The organism is Burkholderia sp. AU27893 (genome assembly GCF_002223205.1).
In the GTDB taxonomy this organism is placed as follows: Bacteria; Pseudomonadota; Gammaproteobacteria; order Burkholderiales; family Burkholderiaceae; genus Burkholderia.
Genome location: NZ_NKFD01000004.1, coordinates 2,643,710 through 2,669,714 on the forward strand (window position 1 = coordinate 2,643,710; position 26,005 = coordinate 2,669,714).

The window sequence follows — 26,005 nt, forward strand, 5'->3', positions numbered from 1 at the left end:
GCGTTTTCTTTTGATGTGGTGCCCGCATCGCCCCCGTCACACCATTGTTCCTGCCGTCATCGACGGCATTCGAACAAGCAGAATCAAGGAGACACGGGTGAACAAGATGCGAATCGTCGCAGCCGGCGTGCTGCTCGGCGCCTGTCTGCCGGGCGTCGCGGCCGCGCAGGTCTGCAAGGTGCCGACCCTTCGGGTGCTCGCGCAGAAGAGTCTCGGCCTGTCGGTGATGGAGAAATCGCTGGCCGACTACGAGAAGAAGAGCGGCACCAAGGTCGAGATCAGCTATTTCGGCGAGAACGACCGCCGCGCGAAATCGCGGCTCGACGCGTCGACCGGCGCGGGTTCCTACCAGATCTACTACGTCGACGAGGCGAACGTCGCCGAATTCGCGTCGGCCAACTGGATCGTGCCGCTCCTCAAGTACTACCCGAAGGAATACGACTACGACGACTTCCTGCCCGGCCGCCGCGCGGTCGCGAGCTACAACGGCGTTGCGTACTTCGCGCCGCTGATCGGCGGCGGCGACTTCCTGTTCTACCGCCGCGACCTGCTCGACGCCGCGCACATTCCGGTGCCGAAGACGCTCGACCAGCTCGTCGCCGCGATCAAGAAGCTCAACGCGCCACCGAAACTGTACGGCTGGGTCGCGCGCGGCCAGCGCGGCTCGGGGATGAACGTGTGGCGCTGGTCGCCGTTCATGCTCGGCATGGGCGGCGCGTGGACCGACAAGGGCGGCCAGCCCGCGTTCAACTCGCCGGCCGCCGTGAAGGCCACGCAGCTCTACAGCGACCTGTTCAAGTACGCGCCGCCGGGCTCGGCGACCTACGACTGGAGCAACGCGCTCGAAGCGTTCCGCTCGGGCAAGGTCGCGTTCATGATCGAATCGACGCCGTTCGCCGACTGGATGGAGGATGCGAGCAAGTCGAGCGTGGCCGGCAAGGTCGGCTACACGCGGCCGCCCGCACCGCTGCCGTCGGCCGCGTACGGCCACGGCTTCGCGATCTCGGCGGTCGGCGCGAAGGACGACTGCACGCGTATGGCCGCCGGCCGCTTCATCGCGTGGGCGACCAGCAAGGACCAGGAGCAGGCGCGGCTGCGCAACGGCGTGTTCAGCGACTACAACCGGTCGAGCACGATCGCGAGCCCGTACTTCAAGCAGCACGTCGCGCCGCAGATCCAGGCCGGGCTGAACGACACCAACCCGGTCACGCAGGTGACGATCTGGCGCACGCCGCAGTGGCCGGATATCGGCGACAACCTCGGCATCGCGCTCGAGCAGGTGTTCACCGGCACGCAGACGGACGTGCGCGGCACGCTCGACGACGCAGACCAGTACGCGAAGGATGCGCTCGAACATGGCGCTCGCAAATGACGGCGCCGGCGGACGCGCGCTCGGCGTCCGTCCGGCCCCTGCCCCGCCTTCCGCACCGTCCGCCCGGCGCGGCCGCGCACGCCGCGACCGCACGAGCCTGCCGTGGGTGTTCCTCGCGCCGACGCTCGCGCTGCTCGCGGTCCTGAGCCTCGTCCCGACGGTCGCCGCGATCAACCTCGCGCTGCGCAACCGCGTGCTGCGCTATCCGGACAGCGAATACGTCGGCCTGCGCAACTTCATCCGGCTCGCGTCGGACCGTCGTTTCCTGAACGCGATCGAGGTGTCGGTGCTGTGGGAAGTCGTCACGGTGGCCGGCGCGGTGCTGGTCGGTATCGCGCTGGCCGTGTTCCTGTTCGAGCGCGTGCACGGCCGCTGGCGCCGCCTCGCGTCGCTGGTGCTGATCATGCCGGTGCTGCTGCCGCGCGTGTCGGCCGCGTTCATCTGGAAGTTCATGTACGCGCCGCTCACCGGCATCCTGAGCTGGCTGCTCGGCCTGCTCGGGATCGAGAACACCGCGTTCCTCGCCGATCCGCATCTCGCGCTGTACGCGGTCGCGCTGGTCGACGTGTGGCAATGGGGGCTGTTCTTCGCGGTCGTGATCCTGAAGCTGCTGGAGACGCTGCCACCCGAGCCGCTCGAAGCCGCGCGGCTCGACTACGCGACGACGTGGCAAGTGCATGCGTACATCACGTTGCCGATGCTGAAGGCGCCGCTCGTGAGCCTCGTGTTCATCAAGATGGTCGAATCGCTGCGCTCGTTCGACCTGATCTACGTGATGACCAAGGGCGGCCCCGGCATCGCGACCGAAACGCTCGACCTGTACGCGTACCAGCAGGGCATCGGCCTCGCCGGCAAGGTGTCCTATGCGTCGGGCATGGCCGTGCTGATGATGGTCGCGACCACGCTCGTCTTCACGCTCATCTGGAAGAGGGTCAACAAATGGGACGACTGATGGCCCGCCGCGGCACCGCCGTGACCGTTTCGACCGCAACGACTGTCGCGATCGCCGGCGCGATCCTGCTCGTCGCCGCGTTCCCGCTGTTCTGGGCCGTGCTCAATTCGCTCAAGCACCTGCTCGACATCGTCACGCCCGTGCCGCGCTTCATCTTCACGCCGACGCTCGCGAACTACGAGCAGGTGCTGTCTAGCCCCGAGGTGCTGATCGGCCTCGGCAACAGCATCGCGATCGTCGGCGCGGCCGTGCTGATCGGCGCGGTGCTCGGCGTGCCGGCCGCGTATGCGATCGCGCGCTACCCGATACGCGGCAAGCGCGACATCCAGTTCTTCCTGCTGTCGCTGCGCTTCCTGCCGCCGGTCGCGGTCGCGCTGCCGCTGATCGCGATCTGGGTCGATCTCGGGCTGTACGACACGAAGCTGTCGATGATCGTCACGTACCTGCTCGTCACGCTGTCGACCATCACGTGGCTGTCGATCCCCGTGTTCCGCCGGCTGCCGCGCGAGATCGAGGAAGCCGCCGCGCTCGACGGCTACGGCCCGTACGCGGTGTTCTGGCACATCGCGCTGCCGGTGTGCGCGAGCACGCTGCTCGGCGGCATCGTGTTCAGCTTCGTGCTGGTGTGGAACGAACTGATGATCGCGCTCGCGCTGACGTCGTCGCGCAGCGCGACGCTGCCGGTGGTTGCGTCCGCGTTCACGTCGCTCGGCCAGGAAGTGCCGTGGGGCGTGATCAACGCGTCGACGGTACTGCTCGCGCTGCCGCCGCTCGTGTTCGTCGGCATGCTGAGCCGCCTGCTCAATTCGTTGGTCAAGGGAAAATAAGGAGGATGTGTTGAAAGCACTCGTACTCGAACGCACGCGCGAGCTCGCGCTGCGCGACATCGACCTGCCGCAGGCGGTCGGCCCTGGCGACGTCCGGATCAAGATTCATACGGTCGGCGTGTGCGGCAGCGACGTGCATTACTACGTCCACGGCGGGATCGGCCCGTTTCGCGTCGACGCGCCGATGGTGCTCGGCCACGAGGCGTCCGGCACAGTCGTCGAGACCGGCGCCGGCGTCACGCATCTGCGCGTCGGCGACCGCGTGTGCATGGAGCCCGGCGTGCCGCGCCTCGATTCGCCCGCGACGTTGCGCGGGCTCTACAACCTCGACCCCGACGTGCGCTTCTGGGCGACGCCACCCATCCACGGCTGCCTGACGCCGTACGTCGTGCATCCGGCCGCGTTCACGTACCGGCTGCCCGACACCGTGTCGTTCGCCGAAGGCGCGATCGTCGAGCCGCTGTCGATCGGCCTGCAGGCCGCGAAGAAGGCGGCGATGAAGCCGGGCGACCTCGCGGTCGTGATCGGCGCCGGCACGATCGGCGCGATGACGGCACTTGCCGCGCTTGCCGGCGGCGCCGCGCGCGTGATCCTCGCCGACGTCGTGCCCGACAAGCTCGCGCTGTTCGCCGACAACCGCGCCGTCACGACCGTCGACGTGCGCACGCAGTCACTCGCCGACGTGGTATCTGAAGCAACGGACGGCTGGGGCGCGGACGTCGTGTTCGAGGCCAGTGGCAGCGCGAACGCGTATGCGAACCTCGTCGACCTGATGTGCCCGGGCGGCTGCGCGGTGCTGATCGGAATGCCGGTCGCCCCGGTGCCGCTCGACGTGGTCGCGCTGCAGGCGAAGGAAGGCCGCATCGAATCGGTGTTCCGCTACGCGAACATCTTTCCGCGCGCGCTCGCGCTGATCGCGTCCGGCGCGATCGACGTGAAGCCGTTCATCTCGCGCACGTTCCCGTTTTCCGAAGGCGTGCGCGCGTTCGAGGAAGCGGCGAGCGGCCGGCCGAGCGACGTCAAGATTCAGATTGAAATGGATTAGGGCGTGTTCACGCTAATAACGGGCTTGCGAACGTGCCTTTCCGCCCGCAGTGCAAGGAGTAAGGAGCGCCGTTTGGCCGTGCCAAACAAGCGACGCACGACGCCGCAATGTGGGCGGAAAGGCACGTTCCCCTGTTTGAAAAATACATGCGCGGGGCTGGCCCCCAGAAGGGCCGATCGCCGCGTCATGCTCCTCGCGAATACGTCGAGTATTCGCTTCGTCGCAATCCTCGCGCTCGGCCCTTCTGGGGGCCAGCGCAAGCCCGTTATTAGCGTGAACACGCCCTAAACCATGGCCCAGATCACCTGCAAAGGTTTGTCGAAGCACTACGACGGCGGCCCCGCCGTGCTGCATCCGCTCGACCTCGAGATCGCCGACGGCGAATTCATCGTGCTGCTCGGCCCGTCCGGCTGCGGCAAGTCGACGATGCTGCGGATGATCGCGGGCCTCGAGGCGATCACCGGCGGCGAGCTCGTGATCGGCGACGCGGTCGTCAACGACCTGCCGTCGCGCGAGCGCAATGTCGCGATGGTGTTCCAGAACTACGCGCTGTACCCGCACATGACGGTGTACGACAACATCGCGTTCGGCCTGCGGCGCCTGAAGGTGCCGGCCGACGAGATCGACCGCCGCGTGCGCGACGTCGCGCGCATCCTGAGCCTCGACGCGCTGCTCGACCGCCGCCCGCGCGCGATGTCGGGCGGCCAGCAGCAGCGCGCGGCGATCGCGCGCGCGATGATCAAGACGCCCGCCGTGTTCCTGTTCGACGAGCCGTTGTCGAACCTCGACGCGAAGCTGCGCACGCAGTTGCGCGGCGACATCAAGCGGCTGCATCGGCGGCTGAAGACGACCACGCTGTACGTCACGCACGACCAGCTGGAGGCGATGACGCTGGCCGACCGCGTCGTGCTGATGCGCGGCGGCCACATCGAGCAGATCGGCACGCCGGCCGAGCTGTACGGGCAGCCGCATACGGTGTTCGCCGCCGGCTTCGTCGGCACCCCGGCGATGAACTTCGCGGCGGGCACGATCGAGCGCCGCGGCGCGAACGTGCTGCTCGACTGCAACGGCGCGCGCTGGCCGCTCGCGTCGCCGCGCTTCGCCGGGCTGCACAACGGCCAGCAGGTAAAGGCCGCGATCCGCCCGAACCACCTGCGGCTCGTCACCGAACCGGATCCGACCCCGGGCGCGCTCACGCTGACCGGCACGGTCGAGCTCGTCGAGCTGCTCGGCGCCGAGGCGCTCGTCACGCTGGACTGGCACGGCCAGCCGTGCGCGGCCCTCGTGCCGGCCCCGATGGCCCCGGCGCCGGGGGCCGTGGTAGCGTTCCGCTTCGACGAAGAAGCCCTGCATCTGTTCGACGCCGGCACCGAGCGCAACGTCACGCTGCCGGACGCGAACCCGATCGCGCACGCGGCGCCGCCGGCGGCCGCATCGCGCACCACGCCGCCCGCCGCGACGGGCTGGTCGATGTCCCGTTCGTAGCACGCCGGCACGCCCCCGACGGAGCACACGATGAACCCGGATCTCGAGATCGTTCCCACCCACCGCGACGAATCGTTCCGCGCGTGGATCCACGACTATCCGCACTCGGTCGCGAAGTGGCACTTCCATCCCGAGTACGAGATTCATCTGATCCAGTCGTCGCACGGCAAGATGTTCGTCGGCGATCACATCGGCGATTTCGGCCCGGGCAACCTGATCGTCACCGGGCCGAACCTGCCGCACAACTGGGTCAGCGAACTCGCCGACGGCGAACGCGTGCCGTCGCGCGACGTCGTGCTGCAGTTCTCGCGCGACGCGATCGAGAAGATGGTCGGCGCGTTCAGCGAACTGCAGCCGGTGATCGAGCTGATCGACGACGCGGCGCGCGGCGTGCAGTTTCCCGACCGCGTCGGCCGCGACGTCGCACCGCTGATGCTCGAACTCGCGAACGCGCATGGTTGCCGGCGCGTCGAGATCCTGATGTCGCTGTTCGACCGGCTGTCGTCGTGCCGCGAGCGGCGCGTGCTCGCCGGCCCCGGCTACCGCAGCGACGCGCAGCACTACATGTCGTCGACCATCAACCAGGTGCTGTCGTACCTGCAGCAGAACCTGCCCGGCATGCTGCGCGAGACCGACGTGGCCGCGTTCGCCGGCATGAGCGTCAGCACTTTCACACGCTTTTTCCGCCGCCATACCGGCTCGTCGTTCGTGCGCTACCTGAACCGGCTGCGCATCAACGAGGCCTGCGAGCTGCTGATGTTTTCCGACCTGACGGTGACCGACATCTGCTACCGGGTTGGCTTCAACAACCTGTCGAATTTCAACCGTCAGTTTCTCGCGATGAAGCAGGTGCCGCCGTCGAGGTTCCGCGCGCTGCACCGGCTCAACGAACCGCACGGCCGCGACGACGCGCCGCCCCCGCGACGCACGCCGCCGCGCGCCCCAGACAGGACGCTTCACACGTGACATTTCTCGGCATCGATCTCGGCACGTCCGAGGTCAAGGTACTCCTCACCGATTCCCGTTCGGCCCCGCTCGCGACCGGCTCGGCCGCGCTGTCGATCAGCCGCCCGCATCCGCACTGGTCGGAGCAAAGCCCGCAGGCATGGTGGCACGCGATGCTCGATGCGATCGCGGCAGTGCGCGCCGCGCATCCGGCCGGCTTCGCCGCGCTGCGCGGCATCGCGCTCTCGGGGCAGATGCACGGCGCGACGCTGATCGATCGCGCAGGCCAGGTGCTGCGCCCCGCGATCCTGTGGAACGACACGCGCGCCGGCACCGAGTGCGTCGAGCTCGAGGCGCTGGTGCCCGAATCGCGCGCGATTACCGGCAACATGGCGATGCCCGGCTTCACCGCGCCGAAGTTGCTATGGCTCGCGAAATACGAGCCCGCCGTGTTCCGCGCGGTGCACAAGGTGCTGCTGCCGAAGGACTACCTGATCTGGCGCCTGTCCGGCGAATTCGTGTCCGAGATGTCCGACGCGTCGGGCACGCTGTGGCTCGACTGCGCGCGCCGCGACTGGTCCGACCGGATGCTCGCCGCGACCGAACTGTCGCGTGCGCAGATGCCGCGCCTCGTCGAAGGCAACGCGCCCGCCGCGCAACTGCGCGACGCGCTGCGGCGCGAATGGGGCATCGCGGGGCCCGTGACGATCGCCGGCGGCGCCGGCGACAACGCGGCTTCGGCGATCGGCATGGGCGTCACGGGCGCCGGCGGCGGCTTCCTGTCGCTCGGCACGTCGGGCGTCCTGTTTGCCGGCAACGACCGTTTCGCGCCGAACCCGGATGCGGCCGTGCATGCGTTCTGCCATTGCGTCGAAGGGCGCTGGCACCAGATGAGCGTGATCCTGTCCGCCGCCGCGAGCCTCGACTGGCTCGCGCGCGCGCACGGCACCACCGCCGGCGAACTGGCCTCGCGCGCCGAACGCGCGGAGCCGGCGCGTGCGCCGCTGTTCCTGCCGTATCTCGGCGGCGAGCGCACGCCGCACAACGACGCGCATGCACGCGGCGTGTTTTTCGGGCTGTCCAACGAGCACACCGCGGACGATCTCGCGTATGCGGTGATGGAAGGCGTCGCGTTCGCGATGGCCGACGGCTACGACGCGCTGCGCGCGGCCGGCACGACGCTCGACGCGGTGTCGTTCATCGGCGGCGGCTCGAAGAGCGCGTTCTGGGCGCGGCTGTGCGCGAATGCGACCGGGCTCGCGATGCGGCGTCATGCGGACGGCGCGGTCGGTGCGGCACTCGGCGCGGCGCGGCTGGCGCGCCTGGCCGCGACCGATGACACGCTTGAAGAAGTCTGCGTCGCGCCGCCCGTCACGGAGACGGTCGCGCCCGATGCGGCCATGGTCGATCTGCTGGCGGGGCGGCTGGCGCGGTATCGGCGGCTGTATCACGCGCTGCGCGACGAATTCGCGGCGGCCGACTGACTGACGCGCGGCGCGGTTGGCATCTTCGTCGATTGGCGCGAGGTCGCGCTTGACCCGGCCCTTGGGATCGCCTTTATGCTGGGCGCAACGAATCGACGACCCGAAGGTGACCCATGAGCGATGTCACGCGCGGCCTGAGCGCATCGGAAGCCGCGATGCGGCTCGGCGTATCGGTCAAGGCACTGCGGCTGTATGAGCGGCAAGGACTGGTCACGCCCGGGCGAACGCTGGCCGGATACCGCGCCTACGGCCCGGACGATCTGGCGCGTGCGGCCGAAGTCGCGGCGCTTCGCGCGCTCGGCTTGAGCCTGGCGCAGGTCGCGAACGTGCTGGGCGGCGACGCCCGCAGCCTGAGCGACGCCCTGGCGACGCATGAAGCGGCGCTCGGGCGCGACATTCAGGATCTGGTCGGCAAGGTCGACAAGGTTCGCGCGATCCGCGCCGATCTTGCCCGCGGCCGCATGCCCGCCGACGGCGAACTGACGCGCCTGCTCGCTCCGGCGGCCGCGGGCGTTGCGTTCAACCTCCCTTGGCCGTGGGACGGTGAATGGTTCGAGTTTCGCGATATCCGTCCGCTGAACTACATCATCGGTTCGCTGGGTAGCGGCAAGACCCGTCTAGCGCATCGGCTGGCCGACGCATTGCCCGGCGCGGTGTTCATCGGGCTGGACCGGCTGGAAGACGGCGGCGCGGCGGCGTTCGCCACTTTGCGGGCCGATCCGGCGCTGAAGGCGCGGGTCGAACGCACGTCGGCATGGCTCGCGGACGAAGGCGCCACGGCGTCTGCGGCGCTGACCGTGCTGCTCGCCGGCCTTGAGGCGGACGGCGTGGGTGCTTTGGTCGTGGACATGATCGAACAGGATCTCGACCAGCCGACGCAGGCGGCGCTGATTGCGTGCCTTCGCCAGCGCGCCAGAGCCGACGGCATGCGGCCGCTGTTCATGCTGACCCGCTCGTCGGCCGTGCTGGACCTGTCGGCCGTCGGCCCCGACGAAGCGATCATTCTGTGTCCCGCGAACCATAGCCCGCCGGCCCGCGTCGCGCCGTACCCCGGCGCACCGGGTTATGAAGCGGTAGCTACCTGTCTTGCGTCGCCTGCGACCCGAGCGCGGATCGCACGGCGACCGGAGGTGGGGTAGGGGCATCGCCTCGGGCTGGTAGGATGCGAAATTTGATCGAGATGCCTCGCAATGAACCGATGAAATTCGAAGCTGAGGGTAAGGCGGGGATCAGCACTCCTAGTCCAGCCCAAATCACAAAGGGGATCCGGACTTTGAGAAGCTTCGGGAAGTCATCTTACGCGTCGTTGACCGATTCAGAAGGCAACTATGTTCAGGTGGCCGGCGGTGGCGTTAGTTGCCTGATCGAGCGTTTCGAAGTCAACGCGTCGCAACGATGGAGAGCATTTCACGATAGACCTTCCCCTGTGCGCCCAGATGGCACGCTCCTTGTCTTCCGAGCGGGAAGCATCCCGATGCGTGCAGATGAATGGTTCCTATCTGATCAGGTTCTGGAAGTCTTCCTAGCCTTTCTCAAAGGCACGCCGTTCCCGGAAAATGTTCAATGGAGGCCAGCCCCGGGCTTTTGACCTCTCAGGTTTGGTGAACATCACGTGTCCGATGCGCATAATCCGACCCGAGCAGACCTCAGATTTGTCGAAAGCAGCCGTTTATATATTTTTCCCGTGTCGTCAGGAAATCATCCATGCTCGCGAAAAGCATCGCATTTTTTATCGTGTGCACGTTGCCGTGCGCGTCGTTTTCCCAGACTGATTCGTCGCGATTGGTACGCCCTGCCAGCCAACGTGAAATAGAGGGTGACTGGCAACTGGCGCGTTTCCCCGATGCACTCCAGGCGAAAATTCTTCGGGCGAACCCATGGCCATCAGAGTGTCAGTGGTTCGCTTACCGGAAAGATGGCGTATTTAAAAGCTTGAGCCGACCAGCTGCGCCTTGTCCTCCACTAACGGCTACCGACATGGACGCCCCGCCGTTTGCCTCACCACCGAATCTGCCAGAAATTTCATGGAAGTATGAAACAGTCGAGGCGAGTGGAGAAGGCTATATCGTCATAAGTCGCTCAGATAAGAATGGTTATCACGAGATATGGCAAGCCGACATCGTTCAGAGCAGCTTCCAGAAAGGCGATATCGACTTTGTGCAAGGCGACCTAATTCTCTCCCTTGTTGACCCCAAATCAAACAAGGCTCTCTGGTATCGCCATCTTCAGCGTCTCGATTGACGCGATAGGCCACACGGTATTTGTTGGCCGATTGTCGACAACCAAAGTCCGAATGACGAACGACTGGCCCGGGCGGAGCCGCCCTCGGCGCTGCGAGCCAGGCCGGTTACGTCGACACGGTCGAAAGTCGAAAAATCGAGGTACCGGCCGTGCCCCCTAAGTGAACACGCGACCCATGAGGCGTGAATCCGAACGGCGACATCACGGGGTGCTATCGACCATGCGTAGAACGGTCGCAATACCTTAAATCCCACAATCGCAAAACCGTGGCGCCAGTCGCACGCACGCCGGCACCCTACCGGCGCGTAATCCACCACACCCGGTTCACCCGCAAACGAGCCGATACAGGCGCCGCACCAGCGTCAACGCCTGCTGCGCCGACGTCAGGTTCGTGAAACCGAGCAGCATGCCGGCTGGCATCCGGCCGCCCGGGCTCCAGTCGTTCAGCGGCTGAATGGAAAAGCCCTGCAACTCAGCCATGCGTGCGACGGCGCGATCGTCGACCGCCGTGCGCCAGTAGGCCACCACATGCAGGCCGCCCGCACGAGTCGGAATGTCCAGCGTCTCGCCGAAGACCTTGCCCAACGCATCGACCAGCCACGCGCGGCGGGTTGCATACAGCGCCCGCATTTTCTTCAAATGACGCGCGAAATGCCCTTGCTCCATGAAATCAGCGACGACCGATTGCATCAGCATCTGGCCGCTACCGCCGAGCCAGCCGGCGGTGTCGCGAAAGGCCGCGACCTGCTCTTCCGGAACGACGAGATACCCCAGCCGCAATCCCGGATACAGCACCTTGCTGAACGACCCGGTGTAAAGCACGCGCTGGTGGCGATCCAGGCTCTTGAGCGCAGGCAACGGGCGACCGTGGTATCGGAACTCGCTGTCGTAATCGTCCTCGACGATCCAGGCCCGCTGCTGCCGGGCCCAGTCGAGCAAGGCCAGGCGTCTCGGCAGCGACAGCGCGACACCGAGCGGGCTTTGATGGGTCGGCGTCACCACGGCAAAACGCGCATCGGCCGCCCGGCGCAGCCCCGCTTCCACGCACATGCCGTCGTCGTCGACCGGCACGGACACGAGCCGCATCCCCGCGTGCTCGAGCACGCGGCGTGCGTGGATATACCCGGGATCCTCGAACCAGCCGGCGTCGCCGGGACGCAGCAAGGTCCGGCAGATCAGGTCCAGCGCACCGCGATACCCCGCGGTGATGAAGATCTGCCCGGCCGAGCAGTCGATGCCGCGCGACACGCCGAGATAGGCGGACAGCGCGCGCCTGAGCCCGTCGTGACCTTGTGGCGGCGCGTAGTCCAGCGACGGGGTCGCCATCGCCCGCACATGTCGGCCGGTGAGCCGTATCCACGGCATGCGCGGAAACGCATCGAGCGCGGGAATGCCCATCTGGAACGGCTTCGGCCCGATCGCCGTCGAATCGCCGCGCGGCGGTTCGTCCGGCCGGGGCACCACGGCGCGCGGCTGCCGCCCGTCCGGCAACTGGGGCGACACGACGGTGCCCGCCGGCCCGCGTGCGACCAGGTACCCTTCGCCGATCAGGATCTGATAGGCCGCTTCGACGGTGCCGCGTGCCAGATTGAGTTCGCTGGCCAGGCTCCGTACCGACGGCACGCGCTTGCCCGGCGCCAGCTTGCCCGTCTCAATCGCCTCGCGGAAGCGCCGGACCAGCTGCCGATAGACCGGCATGTCGAGATGACGGTCCGGCATCAGATCGTCGAATTTCATGTCCCAGTCAAATAGTCACTTTTTGGACCTTCAGGATACGCCATCCGATTCGTACAGTAGCGACGTTACCGTGGAGCAATCGTGATGCCAGAGATCCATTTGAAACGCGCCATGACGGACGCGGATTACCGGTCGACGTTCGACGTGATGCGAGAACTACGCCCGCACCTGACCGATGTCGATGCGTTCGTGCGGCAGATGCACCGACAGGCCGAACAAGGCTATGTGCTGCTGACCGCACGGCACGGCAGCCCGGACGGCGCGGTCGTCGCGCTGGCGGGATACCGTCACCTCGAAAACACGCTGTACGGGCGCTTCGTCTATGTCGACGACCTGGTCGCGACCGAACACGCGCGCAGTCAACGGCTGGGCGAGCGGCTGCTCGACGCGGTGCGCGACGACGCGCGGCAACACGGCTGCCGGCACCTGGTACTCGATACCGGGCTCTCCAACGCGCTCGCGCAGCGTTTCTATTTCCGCCAGGGGCTGCTGTCCCGCGGCGTGCATTTCAGTCAGTCACTACAGGCGCTCTGATGAACCACCTTCTTTTTGTCGATGCCAGTCCGCATGGCAGTCATTCGCTGGGCGCACGCCTTACGCACGAAGCCATCGCGCAATGGCGGGCGGCCCGCCCCGACGCGCGGGTCGTGTCGCGCAGCCTCGGTCAACCCGGCTTGCCTTCGCTATCGGCCGACTATGCGCGTGCGGTGGTCGCGAGGCAGCCGGATGCCGATCCCGCACTGGCGTACTCGGAACAACTGATCGCGGAAGTGGAACACAGCGACGGCCTTTTGATCAGTACACCGATGCACAACTTCACGGTACCTGCCGCGCTGAAGTTGTGGATCGATTTCGTGCTGCGTATCGGCCGCACGTTCACGGCCACGCCGGAGGGCAAGTTCGGCCTGCTCGCCGATCGCCCCGTGCTCGTGCTGGTACGCTCGGGCGGCATCTGCACCGGCGCAGCGGCACGGCAGCCCGATTTCCTGACCCCGTACCTGAAGCAGGTGCTGGCCGTCATCGGCCTGTCGACGGTCGACTTCATCTACCTCGAAGGCATTGCGCCGAGCGACGCCGCCATCGATGCGGTACGCGCCCAGTTGGCCACATCGACCCTGCTGGCGCGACGCGCGACGGAAACGGAAACGGCATGAATTCGCCACGCCCCGGTACGCATGCGTGACCCGATGCGTACCGGGGCAGCGAATATCGGGCATCCCGCGCCGCGCACGTCGCCGTCAGGACGCCAGCCGTCCCATCCGGCGCACCATCGCCGGGCTGACCGCATGCACCGGATCGAACCCGAAGAAGTCGAGTACGTGGCGCGCGACGTCGTCGCGATCGTTGTCCGCGCAGATCATGTGGTAGCTGTTCTCCAGCACGATCCTCCGCGCGTCGGGCATCTTTTCCAGCAGGAAATCGGCCGAGCGCAGGCTCGTCAATTCGTCCTCGCGCGCATGCAGCACGAGCGTCGGGCAAGGCGTGCCGGCCGCGGCCTCGAGCGCCCAGTCGCGCATCCGGTCGACCTGCCGCACGCACGCGAGCGGCACCCACGCATAGTGGAAACTGTCCTCGCGCTCGAACTTCTTCTTCACGATCGCGCGGATTGTCGCGTTCTTGATGCCGAACGGATCGCCTTCTTCCACACGCATCCGCTCCGCCATACCTGGCACGCGGTACAGCACGTGCCGCAGCGCGCGATACCACGGCGTCGACCACCCGTCGATGAACAGCGGCGTGGCCAGTAGCGCGAGCCGGCCGCGCGCATGCTGCACGCGGTGGCACAGCAGCAGCGCGACCAGCGCACCCATGCACATGCCCGCGACATGCAGCGTGTCGTACTCGTTTTCGAGCGCACGATACTGTTCGGTCACCGCGTCGAGCCACGTTTCCGCGCGCACGCCGACCAGATCCTCGGGGCGCGTGCCGTGCCCCGGCAGCGTGATCATGTGCGTGTCGGCGCCCGCGCGCCGCATCGCCTTGTGCAGCGAACCGAGATCGTATTGCGTGCCGCCGAGCCCGTGGATCAGCAGGACGCCCGTGCGGCCCGTCATGACGTGCGGCCGCTCATTCGTCCGCCGCCGGCCACACGCGTTCGAGTTGCCAGACGCCCGCCACCACCGTCACGTCGACATTCGAATCGAGCAGCGGCGCGCCATGATCGGTGACCGTCCGCGTGCCGCCGTCGCGCTGCACGATGCGCAGCGACAGCGACGCACGATCCTCGCCCGCGATCTCCGCATCCCAGTAGTCGCGCAGCGCATCGCGGTCGCCCGGCTGCACGCGTTCGAGCACGAGCGGCACGCTCGCGATCTGCGAGGCATCCACGCCGACGCCGAACACGCGCTCGACGTCGCCGCTCCACTCGATCCGCCCCGATTCCGGGTCGAGCACGTACGCGATCTGGCCGGCGCTCGCGAGCGCGAGCTCCATGTTGTTCTGCAGGACGGCCGCGTGCTCGTGCACGCGTTCGCGCGTCGTCTTCAGCGTGCTCACCGTCAGCACCAGCAGCGACGCCACCGCCAGATAAAGCTGCGCTTCGAGCAACGCACTGCCGTAATGCTCGTGAAACGACGCGAACGGGCCGTCGCCCTGCGCGGTCTGCTCGATCACGATCAGCGCGAGCACCAGCACCGACGACGAGCCTGCGCGGCCGCCGAGCAGCAGCGTCACCGCGACGGTGAGGAACAACGGGATATACGTCAGCGCGAAGCCCGCGCCGGTGCCGAATTTCCGTGACGTGTCGCCGTCGAAGATCACGAGCGCGACGCCCACGACCAGCACGAACGAGACCATGCCGAGCACGAGATCGAAGCGCTCGTGATCGCCCGAGCGGTGCGCGCGAAAGCGCGACCATGACGCGAGCACCGGCGTGACCAGCAGCACGCCGACGAAATCGGACGCGGCCCACACCGACCACACGTCGAAGAACGGCGCGCCCTTGACCACCGTGTACCAGGCCGCGCCGCCGATCGCGCCGACCACGCCCGCGATCAGGCCGGCGAGGATCACCGAGCGCAGGAAATACAGCCCTTCGAGCGAGAAGCGCACGCGCTGGACGAGCCACACCGCGAGCGCGGCCGCGCCGACCTCGTCGACCGTGAACAGCACCGCGTTGACCAGGCTGGCCTGTTCGATGGCGCTCAGCGCGAGCTGCCCGACCAGGAACGCGCCGGCCAGCGTCAGCCATTCGCGCATCGGCCGCAGCATGAACGCGCCGACGGTCACGCCGGCCGGCAGCCAGATATAGCCCGTCAGCCGGACGGGGCCGTTGAACTGGTGCGAGATGTAGCCGGCCGCGAGATACAGCGCCGCCCAGAGCAGCGCGGCGACGAGGCCCGGCCGCGATCGTTTGGTGTCCATCGAGAATCCCTGTGTGCTGCGCCTGCGGTCGGCAGGCGCGCGATGTGCGAATGATATGCGGGCGGGGCGGGCCGGGGAATACCGGGGCCGGAACCGCGTGCGGGGCGCCGGCGCGCCCGCGAGCTGGCGGTTGTGACCGGGAAATTATCGAAAAAGTTCGGTGTGTGCCGGGTTCGGCTGGGACACGTCAGAGCGCCGGCCTGGCCGGACGGCCAAAATCGTCAAATTCTGCATGCAGCAGTGGCAAACCTCGGACGGCGCAAAAACCGAATACGAAGTCACGAATGTCCTCGAACATCGCCCGGCCAACCTGCAGATTCAGCTGCCGGGGCTTTGACGCCCGCCCGCCTCAATTCACTCGCCGCCACACCGAGATCGGTATGTCGCCGTTCGCACGCGGCGGCACGCGGTAGCTCAACTCGCCGTCCTTCAACTGATAGCTTCGCGTCTGCGTTTGCCCGATCCAGTTCGGGTACGACGAATTGACGATGTGAAACGCGAGCTTGTGTTTCGCGGGATCGACGGTCAGCGTGCCGTAGTGGGTGCTCGACCCGAGCACGGCGTCACGGAATTCGTCCGGCGTGCCGGTCGCCTTGTCGTTCGACGCGAAGCGCGGGCGCTCCGACTTGAAGATCTGCAGCGAGTAGTTTCCATGCACGTCGATCAGCAGCAGCCCCTTCGGATCGGCGCCATAGTCGCGGCCAACCGTGCCGTCGGGATGTTGTACGTCCGCCGCGACCAGCGTCCATGTCCCCGCGAGCGACGGCGCGGCCGATGCGTCGCCGGGAATCATCGATGCGGCCAGCAGCATGCCGGGAAAGCCTTGGCGGAATATCGAGCGGATGTTCATTCACGGTCCTCGTGAGAAAAAAGGGAAGCAACCTCACGGGCATCCGCAGCGGCGTATTGCACGCATCCCCGTGAACCGGAACGACCGGTTCACTTGATGGTAGCGACGGGAATGTGCAATAAATACGGTAATTCGACATCGACTTATAAGAAAAACCGAATCATGACGCTCCCGAATCTCGACATGGATGCGCTGCGCACGCTGATCGCCGCGGATCGGCTCGGCAGCCTCAACCGCGCCGCCGACCGGATCGGCCGCTCGCAGTCGGCGGTCAGCCAGCAGATGCGCAAGCTCGAAACGCAGATCGGCCAGCCGCTGTTTCGCCGCCAGGGGCGCGGCCTCGTGCCGACCGAGGCCGGCGAACTGATGCTGTCCTATGCGCGCCGCATTCTCGAGCTGAACGACGAGGCGGTCGGCGCGATCCGCGGCGCGGCGATCGAGGGAGCCGTGCGATTCGGGCTACCGGGCGACTTCGCCGAATCGTGGCTGCCGGTCGCGCTCGGCCAGTTCAAGCGCACGCACCCGGGCGTGCGCGTCGACATCGTCGTCGACGGCAACGGCGCGCTGCTCGACCGCCTCGACGGCGGCGAACTCGACGTCGTACTCGCGATGGGCCGTGGGCATCGTGCCGACGCCGAACACCTGGTCACGCTGCCGATGGCGTGGATCGGGCCGCAGGGCGTCGATGTACGTCCGCGCGCCGGCATGCCGCTGGATCTTGCGCTGTACAAGCCGCCATGCCTGTTCCGCAAGGCCGGTACCGAGGCGCTCGACAAGGCCGGGATCCCGTGGCGGCTCGCTTACACGACCGGCAGCCTGCAAAGTTTGTGGGCCGGCGTCGCGGGCGGGCTGGGGATTACGGCGAGAACGATGGTGGGTGTGCCGCAGACATTGCGGCAGCTTGGCGAGCGCGACGGGTTGCCGCCGCTGCCGTCAGTCGACGTGTGCCTCCATGCGGGTGGAGGCGATGCGCCTTCCGCGCTCGCGAGCCTGAAACGCGTCGTGGTCGACACGCTGATCGCCAATCTCGCGGATGCGCAGAAGGTGTCCGGCCGGCGTGCCGCATGATCGGCCCCGGAGGCGTGCCGGATTCGGCGCTGCAACCTTTGACCCGCTGCCCGTCATCGGGAATGACGCGCTGCGGGGATCGACCTTCCCGAACGAACGAGCCGCCCGATGACACACGCAATCCGACTGCGCCCGGCGTCTGCCGCCGACCTGCTGTTCCTGCTGACGCTTCGCAAGCTCACGATGACGGAGCATCTGCAACGCGCCGGCATGCCGACCGACGACGACGCGCACGACCGGCGCATCCGCGCGCATTTCGACGATGCGATGATCGTCTGCGACGGCGATGAAGCCATCGGCTTGCTGAAGGTGACACGCGCCACCGACGAGTGGCACGTACACCAGATCCAGATCCTCCCCGCGCATCAGGGCCGGGGCATCGGCGAAGCCGTGCTGAACGCGCTGCTGAACGACGCTGCACGCGCGCACGTGCCGGTGTCGCTCAGCGTGCTGCACGGCAACCCGGCGCGGCGGCTCTACGAACGGCTCGGCTTCCGCAGCGAATCGGACACCGACACGAGCGCGAGCATGATCTGGCGCGCGTGACGCCCGGCGTTTCAACGCCGCCGCGTGACTGCATTACTGCGTGATCTTCGCGTCCTTCAACAAGTTGCCGATCATCTGCGCACTCGCCTTCTCCACCGCAGCCGCCTGCAGTTGCTGCTGAAGCCCCGGCTTCGCGGCGGCGAAGCCCGGCACCTGCGTCGGCCGCTTCGCATCCAGCTTCACGATCGCCCGCACGCCGTCGACCGGAATCGAATCGTTCGTCACGGCGCCGACCTTCAGTTTCTCGAGCGCCTGCGCGACCGGCAGCGGCAGGCCGGACGTCTTGCCTTCCGTCGCCGGCGTGTGGAAGCTCACCCACGGCAGTTCGCCGCCGGCATCGCGGCTCGGCGCCATGCTGTACTGACGCGCCAGCCCTTCGAACGACTTGCCCGCCTTCAGCTCGCTGAGCACCGTCGCGGCCGTCACCGGATCCTGGACGATGATCAGGCGCGGCTTGTACTCGTTCTTGCCGAGCGTGGCCACGAGTTCGTCGTAGCGCGCCTTGACCTGTTCTTCGGTCACCGGCTCGGGCTTCACGTTGTCGCGCAGGTAAAGCTGCACTTCGGCATTCGTTTTCGCCTGCTGCACCGCCGCCTTGACCTCGGGCTTGTCGGCATAGTTCGCCTTCTCGGCGGCCTGCTGAACCAGCACGCGCGTAATCAGCTGATTCTTGATCGCCTGGCGGATCTGCGGCGAGTCGGGTTGCCCGGACGCGCGCAGCAGCGTATCGACGTCGGCTTGCGTGATCGGCGTGCCGTTGACCGTCGCAACGGTCGCCGCGGCCGGCGCCGTCTCTGCGTGGACAGTCCCGCTCAGCGCGCCGGCCAGCGCAGCGATCAGCAACAGGCGATTCGGGGTGGTTTTCGTCTTCATCTTTTCGTCACTTCGGCTCAAAAAACGCGGCAGGGGTTGCCGCGCACATTCACCGGCGCGGCAATGCGCCGGTGCAACCAGTCAGTCGATTCGGTTCATCGTCGTGCGCACGCGCAGTGCCGCCGACGCCGCTGTCATTGTGCCCTTATCGGGTTTTCCGTGTCGGGAGGTTCAGGACAGCCGCCCGGCGGGCGGTGAGGCGCGCGTTGCGCACGCCGGCCATTACGAACGCGGGATGTGGAAATTCTGTGGAAGCGGCATGGAAATCGCGCGAAACCGCGATGAATCACATCATGGCGTCGCGAGCCCGGCCGCCGACCGAAGCCGAGGCGGGCAAACGTGAATCGTCAAAGTCAGGGCGTCCACCGGTACACGGTGATGCTGTTCCCTTTCACGTTGTTCTTCATCACCACGTACTCGCCGTTCGATCGGCGGTATGCGCGGATGCTGTACATCGCATCGATCGCGCTGCTGGTATCGACGGTCGCGGGGCTCGTGTTAACCAGCGTGGTATCGAGCTTGCCGGTGGTGAGGTTGAACGCGTCGACGTTCGGCCACAGCGGCCCGCTGCTGCTGAACCAGTAGCCGACGAACAGATGGTTGCCCACCGCGTCGATCGACTTCGCGCCGCTGTGCGGCAGCGTGATCACCGGGTCGGGCTTCGTCGTGTTGCCCGCGCTCCAGCCGTGATACACCTCGATGCGCGTGCCGATCGAGGTCCAGTCGTTGCTCCCGATGGCGCCCTGCGCGAGCACCATCGTGTCGCTGTCCGCGAGATAGACGATGCGCGTGAGCGGCTGGATGCTGTCGGGCACGCGGGTCGCGACGCCCGGCCCCCACGACGGCTTGCCGCTCGCGTCGAAACCCGTCAGCGGGTAGTGGGTAATCGCGCCGGTCTTGTCGAGGCCGGCCCACACGCCGCCCTTGCTGTCGATGCTGAAGCCGCTCGTCACGCGCCGCGTCGTGTTGAACGCGGGGCCCGGGATCGCGCCGTCCGGGATCGCGATATAGCCGTTCGCCGCGTCGAAGTGGAAGAAGTAGAAGATCGGCGGGTTCTGGCCCGCCGCGACGAGAATCCGGTTCGCGCCCACCGACGTGAGCAGCCCGAAATGCTCGTCGCGCTGCGTGTCGCTCATGTTGATGCGCGGATCGGCCGGATACGCGAACGGGTCGACCGTGTTCGCGACGAACGTGCCGCCCGCGCTGCCGCTGTACACATGCGTGCCGCCGTAGAACAGCGCGCCGTCCGTGACCGGGTCAGGCGCGGCGATCCCTTCGAAGTTCAGCGACTGCAGCGTCCACCGCAGGCCGCCGGTGCTGCTGTACGCGTGAATGTCGGTCGCGCCGTTGCGGCCCAGATCCCAGCTGCCGCCCCATGGATTGTTGAGCACGTAGAGATTGCCGCCGGTGTCCTTGCCGAGCCCGACGATGCGCGTGAAGCGCTGCGCGCCGACCTGCCCCTTGATGCCGGTCGTCGTGTCGAGATAGCCGCCGCGCACGCCGAACGTGCCGGCCAGCGCGGGCCGTCCCGACACCGTATAGCGCTTGATGTTCTGGTCGGGGCCTTCGTCGCCGACCAGCAACTGGCCGGCCGCCGCATCGAAAGCCAGCGCCGACGGCTGCGACCCGGCCGGCATCCGGATCGTGTTCAGCAGCGCACCCGCCGGGCTGAAACCGACGATCGTGCCCGCGCTCTTCTGCGCGACCCACACGTTGCCCGCGCCATCCACCGCGAGCGCGCCCGGTGCCGACACGTTGATGTCCCGCTGCCACACGCCGTCGGTGGTGAATACACGCACGCGATTGCCGTAGAAATCGCTTGCATAGAGCAGCGAGCCGGCCGTCGCGAGCCCGGTGACGACGTCGATGCGCGGCTGGTTGGTCGCCGCGCTGACCTGGATGACAAGGTCGCGATACTTCGTCGCGCGGTTGTAGCGTCCCACCGCGCCGCTGCCGTATGTCTTGCCGGGCTGCAGCGCGACGAACAGCGACGTCGCGTTACCGGTGATCGCGCTGCCCTGGAACTCCGAGTGCGTGCCGATCGAGCCGATGCTCTTGCCGTTCTGGTAGATCGCGACACCGCCCTCGTCCTCGTCCCACATCGACGCCGTATAGATCACGCCTTCGGGCGCGACCCACATCGCGCGCGCGACGTTGCCGACGTGGGCCGCGAGCGTGCCGTACGTATTCGCCAGCCAGTCGGTGGTGTTGCCTGCGTGAACGGCGGGAGTCATCGCGGCGATTGCTGCGGCGAGAAGCGCAGCCTGAAACCGTTGTCGGGCGACCATGACGGATGCTCTCCTGAATGGTGCGAACACTCATATGAAGGGCTGGCCGGATGGCTCGAAAACCGTAATGCGTAAATACTTCCCGTGAATCATCCGGCGCAGTCGGTATTACGTGCAGCATGCGTTCGATAATGCGCAGCGCGAGAATAGCGTTATATAAATCGAAAAAAATTGCGAATCGCTCGCGTCATTGCGGTTTTCAGGGAATCGGCTTTGACGGCATTGCCGTTGGCACCCAGGCGCGCTGACGGCGAGCGCGACAGCGCGACAGTGAATGATCACTTACACGGCGAATCGGGGATCGAGAAAATCAGGCGCGTGCCTGTCTGCGGGAATATCGCCGTGTGTTCAACGACGACGGATTGAAACGGCGAGCGCCACGTATCAATCGGGGAATCAGGGAAAACGACCGCATTCAGGACGAAATCATTGTCCCAAAAACAAATCGCCAGCCTGAATCCATTTCGAATCCAGGCCGGCGATTATCCACTACCGGAAAGCAGGCAGCGCACCCCTATCGCGGCACTGCCGCACTGCCGCACATCATGCCGATGCCGAGGTCTCCGGCACCTTCACCTTCATCGCACGGCCGTTGTCCGGATCATTGTCGTCGCGCGGGTCGTCGAGCTGCCCTTCCCACTTCGCGACCACGGCCGCCGCGATCGAATTGCCGACCGCGTTGGTGGCCGAGCGCCCCATGTCGAGGAACATGTCGACGCCCATGATCAGCAGCAGCCCGGCTTCGGGCAGGTTGAACTGGTTGAGCGTCGCCGCGATCACGACCAGCGACGCGCGCGGCACGCCCGCCATCCCCTTCGACGTGACCATCAGCATCAGCAGCATCGTGATCTGCGTGCCCAGCGGCAGATGAATGCCGTACACCTGCGCGATGAATAGCACCGCGAACGTGCAGTACATCATCGAGCCGTCGAGGTTGAACGAATAGCCGATCGGCAGCACGAAGCTCGAGATCTTGCGGTTCACGCCGAAACGGTCGAGCGCGTCCAGCAGCTTCGGATACGCGGCTTCGGAGCTCGCCGTCGCGAACGACAGCAGGAACGGCTCGCGGATCAGCCGGATCAGCGTGAACGCGCGCTTGCCGAGGAACGTCACGCCGGCGAGCGTCAGCACGCCCCACAGCAGCGCCAGTGCCAGATAGAAGCTCGCCATGAACTTCGCGAACGTGAGCAGGATGCCGAGCCCCTGGGTGGTGATCGTCGACGCCAGCGCCGCGAACACCGCGACCGGCGCGAACCACATCACCGCGCCCGTCACCTTCAGCATCACCTGCGCGAGATCGTCGATCACGCCGGTCAGGCGCTTGCCCGACTCGCCGAGCGCCGACAGCGCGGTGCCGAAGAAGATCGAGAACACGACGATCTGCAGGATTTCATTGTTCGCCATCGCTTCCGCGATCGACTTCGGCACCAGGTGCACCACGAAGTCCTTCAGCGTGAAGGCGCCCGTCTTCAGCCCGAGGGACGCATCGGACGCCGGCAGCGGCAGGCTCAGATGGCTGCCCGGTTGCAGGATCGTGGCGGTCAAGAGGCCGAGCAGCAACGACGTGAACGACGCGATGAAAAACCAGCCGAACGCCTTGATGCCGACGCGGCCCACGGCACTGCCGTCGCCCATCTGCGCAATGCCGACGGTCAGCGTCGCGAATACCAGCGGCGCAATGATCATCTTGATCAGGCGCAAGAATACGTCGGACAGCAACGACACGTAGCCGGCGACCTCCTTCGCCATGTTCGGGTCGGGAAACGCGCTATGACAGGCGTAACCCACTGCGATTCCAAGGATCATCGCGACAACGATGTACTTGGTGATGTTGTGCTTCTTCTTCATTAGTAATCCAAATCACAAAGCGTATGTTGCTAACGGCTGGCACATCTTCCGCGCCCGGCTACGAATCGAAACCCACGTCTCTCTGGGTGCGACGAGTCCGCCTTTGGCAGTCGCCATGGCGGACAAGGGGGGGCATTCTAACGCAAATGGCCGCCCGGCTTTCGAATCTGAAAGTCGAGCGCGTTGATCTGCGTCCGGATGCCGTCGAAAAAGCGGGTTTTGTCGCGATCCAGCCCGCTTCCTGCCCCCGCCGGCGAGGGTAATCGGGCCGCATCGCCGGTCGCACCGGGCTCGCCACGCTCCCCACACCGGCGACAGGAACCCTATCGCCGGACACCCCTCCTCCCCGGCGGCATCGCACCGCGTGACGGCACCGTGAACGATCGCGACACATGTTCACAAAGATGCGCAGACCTTGACACTACGGTACGTAATGCTTCTGTAATATTTGGAAACGATTCGCGGTGACGCCCCGCCCGGGCGTCGATGCGCGATCCCGCATCGACCACGCGGGACCAGGTTCGAGTCATTGCTTTCAACAGGCGGACGCGCTTATTTTCTCAGCAGTCCTGCCCAATGAATGATCGGGAAAAGGCGGCATCGTGATGAACATTCTGTATACCAACTTCCACGGCGACTACGGCGGCGGCCAGGACACCTACGTCCGTGATCTCGCCGCCGCGATGAGCCGGCACCATCGCGTGACCGTCGCGTCACCGGAGGGCAGCCGCCTGTCGCGACTGTTGAAGGACAGTCCCGACGTGGCCATCTTCGACATGGAATTCAAACCGCGCTGGAACCGGCTGTGCCAGGAAATCCTCCGGCTGCGCCAGCGGATCGCAGCCGAGCGCTTCGACGTCATCCACGTGAACGGGTCCGCCGATCACCGGCAGGTGATGCTCGCGCTGCTCGGCTGCCGGTATCGGCCCGCCGTCGTGCTCACCAAGCACAACACCTACCGCGCCGACAGCTTCGGCAACGTGCTGCGCGCACGCCTCGCCACCGACCACACCATCGCGGTCAGCGACTACGTCGCGGGCATGCTCGCGCTCCGGTCGCCGTACGGGAACGTCACCGTCGTCAAGCACGGCGTGCGCCGGCAGGCCGCCGAACGACTGGCCAGCGACGAAATCCGTCGCCGCAAGATCGCGCTGTTCGGGCCATCCGCCGCGGACGCGATCGTGCTGGGCAGCAGCGCCGGCACCGCGCCGGAGAAAGGCTGGATGGACCTGATCGCGGCGCTGGGCCGCCTGCCCGAACACGAGCGCGAGCGGTTTCGCGTGCTGCTGGTCGGCGCGGAGCCGACCGCCGAGCAACGCGAACAGATCGCGCTGCACCGCATGGCCGCGCGCACCGTTTTCACCGGCCGGCTCGACGACGTGCGGACACCGTTCTCGATCATCGACGTGTCGTTCGTGCTGTCGTACCACGAGAGCCTGTCGTATGCGTGCCGCGAAGCGATGACGCTCGGCTGCCCCGCGATCGTGACGCGCGTGGGCGGCCTGCCCGAGAACGTCGAGCCGGGCGTGGACGGCTGGGTCGTGCCGCCGCGCGAGCCCGAAGCGATCGGGGAAATCCTGCGCGCGATCGTGCGCGAGCCCGGGTGCGTGCGCGCGATGGGGCGCAGTGCGCGGCTGAAGGGCAAGCGTGAATTCTCGTTCGAACGATTCATCGACGCGACGCTGTCCGTCTATCAGAAATCGATTCGCCACAATCCGTATCGTCGGGTGACATCCATGAGGTCCGTTTAATGGCAATGAATATCTGGAAGAAGTACTGGGACCTGCGCACGCAGGAGTGCCCGTGTGACGTGCACTTCGTCGAATGGCTGGAAACCGCGCGCCTCAACGGTATCCGCATCTATCACTTCGGCACCGGCGGCCATCATCATGTCGGCGTGGAATGCGCGCGGCCGCACCTGAACAACACCGTCTTCGGCGTGACGGCGTCGCCGAAGGAATACAAGTCGTATGTCGATCTCGTCACGCGGCAACCGGAGGTGAGCAAGACCTATCTGGCCTATTTCGGCGACATCTATACGAGCAACTCGGACCTGCTGCCGGCCTTCGACGTCGTCACGCTGTTCCATCTATGCGAATTCCGCGACGAGACGAACAGCCGCTACGGCGCGAAGACCGACGCCGAAGTGCTCGACCTGTTCGCACGGCACACCGCGCGCGACGGCCACCTGCTGTTCTACAAAGGCTCGTCGGCGTACCGGAAGGCCGAGCCGATCATCGAGCAATGGGCGGCACATGCCGACTTCGTCGAAATCGGCGACTTCAAGACCCTGCGGATCTTCCGCAAGGCCGCGTAATTCCCCGTTCCCGCGAGCCGCTCATGCTGCTGTCCGCCACGCGCTACCCGATCCTGATGTATCACCAGATCCGCACGCTGCCGCCGCCGACCGACCGGCTGCGCAGCCTGAGCGTGGCGCCCGATGCGTTCCGCCGCCAGATGACGCTGTTCAGGCGGCTCGGCTACCGCGGCCTGAGCGTGCGCGAACTGCAGCCGTACCTGCGCGGCGAGCGCAGCGGGAAGGTCTTCGGCATCACGTTCGACGACGGCTTTCTCAACGTGCTGACGCACGCGATGCCCGTGCTAGACGCGCTCGGCTTCACCGCGACCTGCTACTTCGTCGCCGGCCGGTTCGGCGGCGAGAACGACTGGGATGCGGCCGCCGATACCGCACGCTCGCCGCTGATGACGCACGCGGACATGCTCGCATGGCGCGATCACGGTCATGAAATCGGCTCGCATACACTCGATCATGTCGCGCTGTCGCACGTGCCGGCGCACGTGTCGGAGGTTCAGATCGTCGAATCGAAGCAGCGGCTCGAGGCGTTGAGCGGCCAGACGGTCGAATCGTTCTGCTACCCGTACGGCGACCTGGACCCGCGCGTGCGTGATCAGGTCGCCGCCGCGGGTTACCGCAACGCGACGACGACCCGGCGCGGCTGCGCCGATGTGAACGACGATCGGTTCCTGTTGCCGCGGATGACGGTCGCGGGCGGGGTCGGCGCGATGCGGCTGTGGTTCAAGTGTGCGAAGGCGCGGGTTCAGCGGCGCGGGTAGGTCACG

At 66.5% G+C, this 26,005-nt stretch carries 23 protein-coding genes; 16 read left to right on the forward strand and 7 right to left on the reverse strand.

The window, feature by feature from the left end:
* Nucleotides 1–106 precede the first annotated feature (106 nt).
* The 9 genes from CFB47_RS31825 to CFB47_RS40810 all read left to right on the forward strand — a co-directional run bounded on the left by CFB47_RS31825 (nucleotide 107) and on the right by CFB47_RS40810 (nucleotide 10,351).
* Nucleotides 107–1,372, forward strand: coding sequence for a sugar ABC transporter substrate-binding protein (locus CFB47_RS31825; RefSeq protein ID WP_261317208.1), 1,266 nt, complete (start codon nucleotides 107–109; stop codon nucleotides 1,370–1,372).
* Entirely contained in the window at nucleotides 1,356–2,324 is a 969-nt protein-coding gene (locus CFB47_RS31830) for a carbohydrate ABC transporter permease (protein WP_256946786.1), read from the forward strand. The genes CFB47_RS31825 and CFB47_RS31830 overlap by 17 nt, the downstream gene beginning before the upstream one ends.
* On the forward strand, nucleotides 2,312–3,151 hold the full coding sequence (locus CFB47_RS31835; protein ID WP_089463426.1) for a carbohydrate ABC transporter permease: 840 nt from the start codon (nucleotides 2,312–2,314) through the stop codon (nucleotides 3,149–3,151). Before CFB47_RS31830 ends, CFB47_RS31835 begins: the two co-directional genes overlap by 13 nt.
* 10 nt (nucleotides 3,152–3,161) lie before the next feature.
* Nucleotides 3,162–4,196 carry an NAD(P)-dependent alcohol dehydrogenase gene (locus CFB47_RS31840; protein ID WP_089463427.1) on the forward strand — a complete coding sequence of 345 codons (1,035 nt, stop codon included), beginning with the start codon at nucleotides 3,162–3,164 and terminating at the stop codon, nucleotides 4,194–4,196.
* A 291-nt stretch (nucleotides 4,197–4,487) separates the two neighbouring features.
* Nucleotides 4,488–5,681 (forward strand): ABC transporter ATP-binding protein, encoded by a 1,194-nt coding sequence (locus tag CFB47_RS31850; RefSeq protein WP_089463429.1) that lies wholly within the window; start codon nucleotides 4,488–4,490, stop codon nucleotides 5,679–5,681.
* 30 nt (nucleotides 5,682–5,711) lie between these two features.
* Entirely contained in the window at nucleotides 5,712–6,647 is a 936-nt protein-coding gene (locus CFB47_RS31855; RefSeq protein WP_089463430.1) for an AraC family transcriptional regulator, read from the forward strand.
* Nucleotides 6,644–8,110, forward strand: coding sequence for a xylulokinase (gene xylB / locus CFB47_RS31860; RefSeq protein ID WP_089463431.1), 1,467 nt, complete (start codon nucleotides 6,644–6,646; stop codon nucleotides 8,108–8,110). Before CFB47_RS31855 ends, xylB begins: the two co-directional genes overlap by 4 nt.
* Before the next feature lie 113 nt (nucleotides 8,111–8,223).
* Nucleotides 8,224–9,249: a MerR family transcriptional regulator gene (locus tag CFB47_RS31865; RefSeq protein ID WP_089463432.1), complete on the forward strand. Its 1,026-nt coding sequence runs from the start codon at nucleotides 8,224–8,226 to the stop codon at nucleotides 9,247–9,249.
* Nucleotides 9,250–9,814: 565 nt separating this feature from the next.
* Nucleotides 9,815–10,351, forward strand: a complete 537-nt coding sequence (locus CFB47_RS40810; protein WP_143329544.1) for a hypothetical protein — start codon at nucleotides 9,815–9,817, stop codon at nucleotides 10,349–10,351.
* A gap of 324 nt (nucleotides 10,352–10,675) precedes the next feature.
* On the opposite strand, the gene CFB47_RS31875 is transcribed toward CFB47_RS40810, so the two are convergent.
* Nucleotides 10,676–12,088, reverse strand: a complete 1,413-nt coding sequence (locus CFB47_RS31875; RefSeq protein ID WP_089463434.1) for a PLP-dependent aminotransferase family protein — start codon at nucleotides 12,086–12,088, stop codon at nucleotides 10,676–10,678.
* Between the two features lie 84 nt (nucleotides 12,089–12,172).
* Between CFB47_RS31875 and CFB47_RS31880 the strand changes: the two genes are divergently transcribed.
* On the forward strand, nucleotides 12,173–12,622 hold the full coding sequence (locus CFB47_RS31880) for a GNAT family N-acetyltransferase (protein ID WP_089463435.1): 450 nt from the start codon (nucleotides 12,173–12,175) through the stop codon (nucleotides 12,620–12,622).
* On the forward strand, nucleotides 12,622–13,242 hold the full coding sequence (locus CFB47_RS31885) for an FMN-dependent NADH-azoreductase (RefSeq protein ID WP_089463436.1): 621 nt from the start codon (nucleotides 12,622–12,624) through the stop codon (nucleotides 13,240–13,242). Before CFB47_RS31880 ends, CFB47_RS31885 begins: the two co-directional genes overlap by 1 nt.
* Before the next feature lie 84 nt (nucleotides 13,243–13,326).
* Here CFB47_RS31885 and CFB47_RS31890 read toward each other — a convergent pair whose 3' ends face one another.
* The 3 genes from CFB47_RS31890 to CFB47_RS31900 form a co-directional block, all read right to left on the reverse strand.
* Nucleotides 13,327–14,142: a carboxylesterase gene (locus tag CFB47_RS31890; protein ID WP_089463437.1), complete on the reverse strand. Its 816-nt coding sequence runs from the start codon at nucleotides 14,140–14,142 to the stop codon at nucleotides 13,327–13,329.
* A gap of 13 nt (nucleotides 14,143–14,155) precedes the next feature.
* On the reverse strand, nucleotides 14,156–15,451 hold the full coding sequence (locus tag CFB47_RS31895) for an MASE1 domain-containing protein (protein ID WP_089463438.1): 1,296 nt from the start codon (nucleotides 15,449–15,451) through the stop codon (nucleotides 14,156–14,158).
* Nucleotides 15,452–15,800: 349 nt separating this feature from the next.
* A complete protein-coding gene (locus tag CFB47_RS31900; protein WP_089463439.1) occupies nucleotides 15,801–16,301 on the reverse strand; it encodes a lipocalin-like domain-containing protein in 501 nt (166 codons plus the stop codon).
* 162 nt (nucleotides 16,302–16,463) lie between these two features.
* On the opposite strand from CFB47_RS31900, the gene CFB47_RS31905 reads away from it, so the two are divergent.
* Both CFB47_RS31905 and CFB47_RS31910 read left to right on the forward strand, forming a co-directional pair.
* Nucleotides 16,464–17,369: a LysR substrate-binding domain-containing protein gene (locus tag CFB47_RS31905; protein ID WP_089457299.1), complete on the forward strand. Its 906-nt coding sequence runs from the start codon at nucleotides 16,464–16,466 to the stop codon at nucleotides 17,367–17,369.
* 108 nt (nucleotides 17,370–17,477) lie between these two features.
* Nucleotides 17,478–17,915: an N-acetyltransferase gene (locus tag CFB47_RS31910; RefSeq protein WP_089463440.1), complete on the forward strand. Its 438-nt coding sequence runs from the start codon at nucleotides 17,478–17,480 to the stop codon at nucleotides 17,913–17,915.
* A 33-nt stretch (nucleotides 17,916–17,948) separates the two neighbouring features.
* On the opposite strand, the gene CFB47_RS31915 is transcribed toward CFB47_RS31910, so the two are convergent.
* The 3 genes from CFB47_RS31915 to CFB47_RS31925 all read right to left on the reverse strand — a co-directional run bounded on the left by CFB47_RS31915 (nucleotide 17,949) and on the right by CFB47_RS31925 (nucleotide 22,924).
* Complete coding sequence (locus CFB47_RS31915; RefSeq protein WP_089463441.1) at nucleotides 17,949–18,788, reverse strand: peptidylprolyl isomerase; 840 nt, start codon at nucleotides 18,786–18,788, stop codon at nucleotides 17,949–17,951.
* Nucleotides 18,789–19,141: 353 nt separating this feature from the next.
* A complete protein-coding gene (locus tag CFB47_RS31920; protein ID WP_089463442.1) occupies nucleotides 19,142–21,076 on the reverse strand; it encodes an SMP-30/gluconolactonase/LRE family protein in 1,935 nt (644 codons plus the stop codon).
* Nucleotides 21,077–21,619: 543 nt separating this feature from the next.
* Nucleotides 21,620–22,924, reverse strand: a complete 1,305-nt coding sequence (locus tag CFB47_RS31925) for a dicarboxylate/amino acid:cation symporter (RefSeq protein WP_089463443.1) — start codon at nucleotides 22,922–22,924, stop codon at nucleotides 21,620–21,622.
* Nucleotides 22,925–23,529: 605 nt separating this feature from the next.
* Here CFB47_RS31925 and CFB47_RS31930 point away from each other — a divergent pair.
* From CFB47_RS31930 to CFB47_RS31940, 3 genes are read left to right on the forward strand one after another with little or no spacing between them, the layout of a single operon-like run.
* On the forward strand, nucleotides 23,530–24,675 hold the full coding sequence (locus CFB47_RS31930; RefSeq protein WP_089457295.1) for a glycosyltransferase: 1,146 nt from the start codon (nucleotides 23,530–23,532) through the stop codon (nucleotides 24,673–24,675).
* Nucleotides 24,675–25,241 (forward strand): hypothetical protein, encoded by a 567-nt coding sequence (locus CFB47_RS31935; RefSeq protein ID WP_256946788.1) that lies wholly within the window; start codon nucleotides 24,675–24,677, stop codon nucleotides 25,239–25,241. Before CFB47_RS31930 ends, CFB47_RS31935 begins: the two co-directional genes overlap by 1 nt.
* 23 nt (nucleotides 25,242–25,264) lie before the next feature.
* On the forward strand, nucleotides 25,265–25,999 hold the full coding sequence (locus tag CFB47_RS31940; protein ID WP_089463444.1) for a polysaccharide deacetylase family protein: 735 nt from the start codon (nucleotides 25,265–25,267) through the stop codon (nucleotides 25,997–25,999).
* The last annotated feature ends 6 nt before the right edge of the window (nucleotides 26,000–26,005 follow it).